The sequence below is a fragment of the Corallococcus praedator genome (genome assembly GCF_003612125.1).
Classification (GTDB): domain Bacteria; phylum Myxococcota; class Myxococcia; order Myxococcales; family Myxococcaceae; genus Corallococcus; species Corallococcus praedator.
In genome coordinates this window covers 1-8,082 of sequence record NZ_RAWI01000408.1, presented here as the reverse complement: position 1 = coordinate 8,082, position 8,082 = coordinate 1, and the positions used below count along the sequence as shown (strand labels likewise).

Sequence of the window (8,082 nt, the reverse complement as noted above, 5' to 3'; positions counted from 1 at the left end):
GTGGTGGCGGCGGCGCTGCCGAAGGTGGCGGAGGACCGGGTCGCGGCGCTGCTGGGCGTCGGGTTGTCGGCGGTGGTGGGAGTGCTCGCGCTGTTCCTCAAGCGGCGGGCGTTGGCGCAGGCGGACCTCAAGGCCGCGCTGAAGGTGGTCGGGGTGGTGTTCGCGCTGAGAGGCGTGGCGGTGGGGCTGGGGTTGGCGTGGGTGGTGTCACGGAATTTGAGCGCGATCGCGTTCGTGGGCGGCTTCTTCGGCGTCTACTTCGCGCTGCAGTGGATCGAAGTCAGCTACGTGATGGCCGCGTCGAAAGACCCGGCGGGCGGAGACGAGTGATGCGCAAGGCAATGGTGCTGTTCGCCTGTCTGTTCGCGGGTAGCGTGTGGGCCTCCGACCAGGCCGGTGAGCACGGCTACGCGAACGAGGACAAGGACGCCGAGGGCGAGGACGTCGCCGGCTACATCCTGCATCACGTGTCCGACTCGAATGAGTACGAGTTCGAGATCCCGCTGAGCAACAACCACATCCCCATCCACCTGCCGCGCATCTTCATCCCCCTGCACGAGGGCGCCTGCGCGCCGGTGGCGGACCCGCACGGTGGCCACGGCGAGGTGTACCCGGGCCTGGGCGCCGGCTGCGTGGACCTCTCCATCACCAAGCACACGGTGATGATGTGGCTGGCGGCGCTCATCCTCATCGGCTCGCTGCTCATCTGGAGCAACCGCGACAAGACGAAGCTCGTCCCGCGCGGCACCGCGGCGAACCTCTTCGAGATGCTGGTCCTCTTCGTGCGCGACGAGCTGGCCATCAAGAACATCGGCAAGGAGGAGGGCCCCCGCTACGTGCCCTATCTCCTGACCGCGTTCTTCTTCATCCTCTTCATGAACCTGCTGGGCCTGTTCCCCTGGATGGCGTCCGCCACGGGCAACATCGCCGTCACGTGCGGCCTGGCGCTGTGCACCTTCTTCGTCACCCAGGTGGCGGGCATCCGCGCCGCCGGCGTCGGCGGCTACCTGAAGCACCTGACGGGCGGCGTGGCCCCCTGGCTGTGGCCCATCATGATTCCGGTGGAGTTCCTGGGCCTGTTCACCAAGCCCTTCGCCCTCACCATCCGACTCTTCGCCAACATGCTGGCGGGCCACATCGTCATCTTCTTCCTGCTGGGCCTCATCTTCATGCTCCGCAACCCCGCGGTGGCGCTGGTGAGCGTGCCGTTCGCCTTCGGCATCTACCTGCTGGAGCTGTTCGTGGCCTTCGTGCAGGCGTACGTGTTCACCATGCTGTCCGCGCTCTTCATCGGCATGAGCGTGGCCATGGGCCACCACCACGACGACCACGGCCACGCGGAAGGTGGCGCCAGCCACGACCACGGCAAGGCGCATCACATTTGAGCCGGGGGAGTTTCCCGGCCTGACTGGACGGGGCGCCTGGAGCACGGCGCGCCCCGGTTGAAGACCCGGCGGTTCGAAAGGCCGTCGGAGGTAGTCCTAAAGGGATTTCACGACCCCCCCACAAGCGGGTCCTGCCTCACCTGAAAGTACGTGTTCCCATGACCAACATCGCTCTTGCCTTCCTCGCCGCCGGTATCGGCGCGGGTCTCTCCATCATCGGCGCCGCGCTCGGCATCGGTAAGCTGGCGGCCGCCGCCATGGACGCCACGGGCCGTCAGCCGGCCGCGGGCGGCGACATCCGCACCACGATGATCATCGCCGCGGCGCTCATCGAAGGCGCCACGCTGTTCGCGCTGGTTGTCTGCATCCTGCTCGCCATCAAGGTCTGAGTCGGGTTGGCTTCACCTGGGAGCCGGCGCCTTCGTGAGGAGCGCGCCGGCCTCCTGGCAGCAGTGGCAGTGCCTGTCTCACCTGTTGTCTCCCGCTTTCCTTTTCGCCGCTCGCATCCCGGGACCCGCCATGTTCCTGCCCTCTGTTCTCGCCGCCAGCAGCTTCGTGGAGGTCCGTCCGGGCCTCATCTTCTGGACCATCGTCACCTTCGTCCTCGTCATGCTGGTGCTGCGCGCGAAGGCGTGGGGCCCCATCCTGTCGCTCGTGGAGGAGCGCGAGAAGCAGATCTCCAACGCCATCGAGAGCGCGAAGCGTGAGCGCGCCGAGGCGGAGAAGCTGCTGGCCGACCAGAAGACGGCCATCGCGGAGGCCCGTCGCGAGGCGGCGGAGATGATGCGCCGCAACACCGCGGAGATGGAGAAGTTCCGCGACGAGCTGATGGCCAAGAGCCGCAAGGAGGCGGAGGAGCTGAAGCTGAGCGCCCGCCGCGAAATCGACGACCAGAAGGCCAAGGCCATCGCGGAAGTGCGCGCCATGGCGGTGGACCTGGCGATGGACGTGGCCTCCAAGCTCATCAACGAGCGCATGGACGACTCCAAGCACCGCCAGCTGGCCGAGCAGTTCGTTCAGGGCCTGCCGGGTGCGACGAGCGCCACGGCGACCCGTCGCTCGGCGTAAGGCCGGGAAGTCTCAAGCCGCGCCCGCCTGTTCCAGGAATCCATCATGGCTCTCTCCATCGGCATCGTCGGTCTGCCCAACGTGGGCAAGTCCACCCTGTTCAACGCCGTGTCCTCCGCGGCGAGCGCGCAGGCCGCGAACTACCCGTTCTGCACGATTGAGCCGAACGTGGGCGTGGTGCCGGTGCCGGACGACCGCCTGGACCAGCTGACGGCGCTCATCAAGCCGCTGAAGAAGATCCCCACGTCGCTGGAGCTCGTGGACATCGCGGGCCTGGTGCGCGGCGCTTCCAAGGGTGAAGGCCTGGGCAACCAGTTCCTGGCGAACATCCGCCAGGTGGACGCGGTGCTCCACGTGCTGCGCTGCTTCGAGGACGACAACGTCACCCACGTCGAGGGCGGCGTGGATCCGGTGCGGGACCGGGACGTGGTCGACACGGAGCTGTGCCTCAAGGACCTGGAGACGGTGGAGAAGCGCCGCGACCGCTCGCTGAAGAACACCAAGCTGGGCGGCAAGGCGGCCGAAGAGGCCAAGGCCGAAGTGGCGGTGTTGGAGCGGGTGATGGCGGCCCTGGACAACGGCGTCACGGTGCGCGCGCAGAAGCTGAGCGAGGAGGAGCACGCGCCCCTCCAGGACCTGTTCCTGCTGACGGACAAGCCCGTGCTGTACGTGGCGAACATCAGCGAGGGCCAGATTGGCAAGGAAGACAGCGACCCGCGCGTGAAGGCGGTGCGCGACATGGCCGCCAAGGAAGGCGCGGGCGTGGTGGTGCTGGCGGCGGCGCTGGAGTCGGAGATCCAGCAGCTCCCCGAGTCCGACCGCGCTGGCTTCCTGGAGAGCAACGGCCTGACGGAGCCCGGCCTGCACAAGGTGGTGCGCGAGGGCTACAAGCTGCTGGGCCTGTGGACGTACTTCACGGTGGGCGAGCAGGAGTGCCGCGCGTGGACCATCCACAAGGGCTTCAAGGCGCCGCAGGCGGCGGGCGTCATCCACTCGGACTTCGAGCGCGGCTTCATCAAGGCGGAGGTCATGCGCTGGGAAGACCTGGTGAAGCTGGGCAGCGAGGCGGCGGTGAAGGAGAAGGGCCTGCTGCGCGTGGAAGGCAAGGAGTACACCGTGCAGGACGGTGACTGCATGCACTTCCGCTTCAACGTCTGACGCGCGGGTCCTTCACTCCGCCGTGACGTGCGGGCGCCGCCTTCCACTTCGGAAGGGGCGCCCGTTTCGTTTCAGCGCGGGCCGCTCATCCAGGTGGAGACCCAGAGGCCCACGGCGAGCAGGGCCAGCACGGTGGAGAGGATGGCGGAGCGCTTCGCGCGGCCCTGGGGGTCCGGGTTGTTCTTCGCGTAGCGCCACACGCCGCCCACGCGCAGCACGAGGAAGAGGGCGAGGAGCACGGGGCCCACGACCTGCCAGCCCTCGGGGCGTTTGAGGACGACGATCCAGGAGGCGATGAAGGCCACGTTGCCGAGCAGCAACACGGCGGGATAGGGCAAGGAAGGGCGGCGTTCGCTCACGGGGCGGCAGTGTGCGCATCCCCGGGCGTGGCTCCAACCGAAACCTGCGCGGCGTGCACGGCAGGTGACACCGGTGCCGGTGGCCTCACGCGGGTTTCGGGGGAGTCTCCACGTAGCGTGCTCGGGGACGGAGCAGGTGGCCCTGTTCGCGCTGCTCCAGGATGTGCGCCACCCAGCCCGCGGTGCGGCCCAGGCTGAACAACACGGTGCCCGCGCCCGGTGGCAGGCCCAGGGCGTCCGCGAGCATCACCAGTCCGATGTCCATTGACGGAGGGGGATGGCCGGCGTCGCGCATGGTGTCGATGACAGCGCGGGCAATGCGCACCCGGAGGGATTCGGGCCTCACGCTCAACGCGGCCTCCACCAGCGGCGGCGTGCGCGGGTCGCCGTGCGTGTAGAGGCGATGGCCAAAGCCTGTCACCGCTTCGCCTCGGCGCAGGCGGCCGTGGATCACCTGGGCGGCGCGTTCGGGGCGGCCCACTTCCGTGAGCAGGGCTTCCACGCGGTCGCACGCGCCGCCGTGCTTGTGGCCGGAGACGGCCGCCAGCGCCGCGCTCATGCACGCGTACAGGTCCGCCCCCGCGGAGGCCGTCACCCTGGCGGCGAAGGTGGATGTGTTCAGTTCGTGGTCCGCGCAGAGAATCAGCGCGCGGTTGATCAGCTCCGGCGCGCGCTTCACCTTCGTGTCCCAGGCCGTGGCCAGCGACTCCGCCACCGTGTCTGTCTTCAACGCCCGGGACACGCGCCCTGGTGCCTGCGCCACGCAGACCCAGGCGCCCAGGTGACGGATGAGGCGACGGGCCCGTGCCTGCTCCTGTTCCGTGGGCGCGGCGAAGCGGCCCTCGTCGCTCGCGGCCAGCAGCGGCACCAGCGCGGCCAGGGCCGACACCGGTGGGGTTCCTCGCGGCAGCAGCGCCGCGAGCGCGGCGGGGGACAGCAATGACAGTTCTTTCGGTTGAGAACCCGTGGGGGATGGCTCCGACAACGGCCACCGCGTGGACACGGACGGCAGGTGCCCCGTCCACAGCAGCTCCGCCACGTCCTCGAAGCGGTGCCCTCCGGTGGCCAGCGCCACCGCGTCGTGGCCCCGGTACTGAAGCCCCTCCTCGCCAATCCTTGACACCGACGAGTCGATGACCGGCTCTCCCCAGCGCAGGGCCCCTGATGCCACGGCCGCGTGTCCCGCTCTCGCGTCGTGGCGCGTCTTCAGGCGATCCACGTCCGCGCGCAGGTAGCGGTTCTCCTTGGTGCCCTTCTCCGGCACGCACCGGATGAGCCCCCGGCTCACGTACGTGTAGAGCGTCGCCCGCTTCACCCCCAGCAGGGCCGCTGCCTCGTCCGCGCGCAGAAGCTCCTCCTCAGGTGGATGGTCGAATCGAGATTGAGAACGTCCCCCGCTGCGACGCACCATGGTTCACGTGCCTCCCGGAAGTGGAGTCTCGACTCGACTGGACATCCTGTCGAGTCGACCCCTTCCCGACGGAGGCCTTCAAGCGGGGAGCGACCATGCCAGTGGACTTCGGACGCACGTCGTCGGACTACGCGAAATACCGGGCGGGGTTCCCGGATGCCTTCTTCACCCGGTTGGAAAAGGACGGCGTGTCGCGCCCCGGTCTGCGCGCCCTGGACCTGGGCACCGGCACGGGCACCATCGCCCGGGGACTGGCCCGGCGTGGCATGGACGTCACCGCGCTGGATGTGTCCGCGCCGCAGTTGGACGCCGCCCGGCAGCTCGCCCGCGACGAGGGCCTCACGGTGGACTTCCGTGTCGGCAGTGCGGAGGAGACGGGCCTGCCGTCGGGGTCCTTCGACCGCGTGTTCGCTGGCCAGTGCTGGCATTGGTTCAAGCGGGATGTCGCCGCGCGCGAGGTGCTCCGGCTGCTGCGGCCCGGCGGGCAGTTGATCATCGCCTGCTTCGACTGGCTGTCCCTGCCCGGCAACGTGGTGGAAGCCACCGAGGCCCTGATGGAAGGCTTCAGTCCCCGGGACCACCTGAACATCGACCGCTTCGGCCATGGCGTGGGTGTCTATCCGGAGTGGTTCCGCGACGTGTCCCTCGCGGGCTTCCAGTCCGTGACGTCCTTCACCTTCGATTCCCCCACGCCGTACACCCACGTGGGCTGGCGCGGACGCATTCGCGCCAACGCTCGGATTGGCGCCCTGCTTCCGCCGGCAGAGGTGGCCCGCTTCGACGCCGCGCTGGGTGCGCTCCTCGCGGAACGCTTCCCCGTGGATCCGCTGTCCGTTCCCCACCGTGTGTTCGCGCTCGTCGCCGAGCGCCCCTGAAGCCTGGAGTCCCGCCATGCCCTCATCGCATCTCGTGCATGAAGAAGACATTCCCTGGACCGAGGTCGCCCACGGCACCCGCGTGGCACTCAAGCGCAAGCAACTGGGCGCCGCCGCGCACGGGCGCAAGCTGGGGTGCAGCCTGGTGGAGCTGCCTCCGGGCCGCCGCTCGTGGCCGATGCACTACCACCTGGCCAACGAGGAGGCGCTCTACTTCCTGTCCGGCGCGGGCACGCTGCGCCTGGGGTCGGAAGAGGTGCCCGTGCGCGAAGGGGACTACGTCGCGCTGCCTCCGGGCGCTGGCACCGCGCACCAGCTCATCAACAGTGGGACGGAGCCGCTGCGCTACCTGTGCTTCTCCACCATGGAGGAGCCGGACGTGCTCGTGTATCCGGACTCGAAGAAGGTGGGGGTGATGGCGGGCGCGGCTCCGGGCGGCGACAAGGCTTCGCGCACGCTTCATGTGAATCTGCCCCTGGCCGCGGCGGTGGATTACTGGGACGGCGAAGAGCCCTGATTGATAGGGTTCGCGGCCCATGGCCTCCCTGCTGGATGCGCTTGAACGCGAGCGACTGCTCAAGGACTCCGCCGCCGCTTCCGGGCAGGTGCCGCCGGGCGAGCCTCCCCATGTGTCGCTGCTGCGCCTGTGCGAGGCGGGGCTGCTCGTGGGCGGGCTCACCGTGGGGTACGGCGTCCGTCCGGATGAGCTGGTGGGCTCGCTCACCGCGGCCATGGGTGGGGCGGCCCGGCGGCTGAAGATCGTGGACGTGCGCGAGCGCCCCGCGCTGGAGCTGCACGTCGCGGCCGGGGACGTCACCGAGCGGTGGGAGGTGGAGGACGTGCCCGCGCTCGTGCACAACCTCAACGACCTCTACCGCGACGCGGCGGATGTGCGCGCGGTGGCCGTGCTGGGGGAATGGGAGGACTCCCTCCAGCTGCTGTGCGTGGAGCGCCATGCCCTGGGCCGGCTCTTGCGGCAGCCCTTCTTCGCGCCCGTCAATGCCCGCGCGCTCGCGGACCTGGTGGCTCCGCGCTGACGTGGGCTGGGGTGGGCCTCTCTCGACCGCGGACGCCCGCTGGGGCACCATGGGGGCATGCGGATCACCCTGGCCCTCATCGTTGGATTGCTCCTGGCGCAGGTCGCGCGCGCGGAGCCGGACTCCTTTGGACTGGGCACCGGTCGCGATGGCGCGCTGAGCGTCGTCGCGGGCAGGTCGGTCGTCACCGGTTCCGCCGTGCCCCTGCGGGTGGCCGCCACCGCGCGCGGGTCCGACGTGGCGGTGTCCGCCGGCACCGTGCTCGCGGCCGGCGACCTGGTGATGATCCACCACACCGGGGGCCTGTTGCCGCTGCCCACTCCCGGCGACGCGAAGGCCGTGGTGCTTCCCACGTCCGGCCCCGGCCGCTTCGAATTGGCGCGCGTGGCATCCGTGGACGCGGCGGCCGGCGTGCTCAAGCTGACCCAGCCGCTGCGCTTCTCCTATCCCGTGGCACGCACCCAGGTGTTGCGCGTGGGCGAGTTCACCGACGTGAACATCGAGGCCGGTGCGCGGCTCTCCGTGACGCCCTGGGACGGACGGTCCGGCGGCATCCTCGCGATGCTGGTGTCCGGCACGGTCACCAACGAAGGCCGCATCGACGCGGACGGCGCCGGGTACCTGGGCGGCGTCTATCAGGCCCACGCCGGCCTCAAGGGGTGCACGGGCCTGGACCTGTCCCCGGCCCAGGGCGGCTCCGCGCGCGGCGAGGGCGTGGCGGGGACGACGTCCGGGAACAAGAGCGCCACGCCCTCGCCGCGCGCGGAGCCTGTCTCTTTATACACATCT

Annotated in this window: 10 protein-coding genes and 1 pseudogene; 9 read left to right on the top strand and 2 right to left on the bottom strand. The window is 69.7% G+C overall.

The window, feature by feature from the left end; all coding sequences use genetic code 11:
• The 5 genes from D7Y13_RS34440 to ychF form a co-directional block, all read left to right on the top strand.
• Positions 1–330 (top strand): hypothetical protein (locus tag D7Y13_RS34440; RefSeq protein ID WP_120630916.1); only part of this gene is annotated, 330 nt, incomplete at its 5' end.
• Positions 330–1,385, top strand: coding sequence for a F0F1 ATP synthase subunit A (atpB, locus tag D7Y13_RS34435; RefSeq protein WP_120537336.1), 1,056 nt, complete (start codon positions 330–332; stop codon positions 1,383–1,385). The genes D7Y13_RS34440 and atpB, both read left to right, overlap by 1 nt.
• A gap of 158 nt (positions 1,386–1,543) precedes the next feature.
• Positions 1,544–1,774 (top strand): ATP synthase F0 subunit C, encoded by a 231-nt coding sequence (locus tag D7Y13_RS34430; protein ID WP_014400382.1) that lies wholly within the window; start codon positions 1,544–1,546, stop codon positions 1,772–1,774.
• A gap of 130 nt (positions 1,775–1,904) precedes the next feature.
• Positions 1,905–2,453 (top strand): F0F1 ATP synthase subunit B, encoded by a 549-nt coding sequence (atpF, locus tag D7Y13_RS34425; protein ID WP_120537335.1) that lies wholly within the window; start codon positions 1,905–1,907, stop codon positions 2,451–2,453.
• A 45-nt stretch (positions 2,454–2,498) separates the two neighbouring features.
• On the top strand, positions 2,499–3,611 hold the full coding sequence (gene ychF / locus D7Y13_RS34420; protein ID WP_120537334.1) for a redox-regulated ATPase YchF: 1,113 nt from the start codon (positions 2,499–2,501) through the stop codon (positions 3,609–3,611).
• Between the two features lie 71 nt (positions 3,612–3,682).
• On the opposite strand, the gene D7Y13_RS34415 is transcribed toward ychF, so the two are convergent.
• Both D7Y13_RS34415 and D7Y13_RS34410 read right to left on the bottom strand, forming a co-directional pair.
• Positions 3,683–3,949 (bottom strand): hypothetical protein, encoded by a 267-nt coding sequence (locus D7Y13_RS34415; RefSeq protein ID WP_233595964.1) that lies wholly within the window; start codon positions 3,947–3,949, stop codon positions 3,683–3,685.
• Between the two features lie 106 nt (positions 3,950–4,055).
• Entirely contained in the window at positions 4,056–5,381 is a 1,326-nt protein-coding gene (locus tag D7Y13_RS34410) for a citrate synthase family protein (RefSeq protein WP_120537332.1), read from the bottom strand.
• A 95-nt stretch (positions 5,382–5,476) separates the two neighbouring features.
• Between D7Y13_RS34410 and D7Y13_RS34405 the strand changes: the two genes are divergently transcribed.
• The 4 genes and pseudogenes from D7Y13_RS34405 to D7Y13_RS34390 form a co-directional block, all read left to right on the top strand.
• Positions 5,477–6,256, top strand: a complete 780-nt coding sequence (locus tag D7Y13_RS34405; protein WP_120537331.1) for a class I SAM-dependent methyltransferase — start codon at positions 5,477–5,479, stop codon at positions 6,254–6,256.
• 16 nt (positions 6,257–6,272) lie between these two features.
• On the top strand, positions 6,273–6,773 hold the full coding sequence (locus D7Y13_RS34400) for a cupin domain-containing protein (RefSeq protein WP_120585799.1): 501 nt from the start codon (positions 6,273–6,275) through the stop codon (positions 6,771–6,773).
• Positions 6,774–6,792: 19 nt separating this feature from the next.
• Positions 6,793–7,293: a hypothetical protein gene (locus tag D7Y13_RS34395; protein ID WP_120537329.1), complete on the top strand. Its 501-nt coding sequence runs from the start codon at positions 6,793–6,795 to the stop codon at positions 7,291–7,293.
• A gap of 57 nt (positions 7,294–7,350) precedes the next feature.
• A pseudogene (locus tag D7Y13_RS34390) lies at positions 7,351–8,082 on the top strand (adventurous gliding motility protein AgmC); the annotation flags it as partial.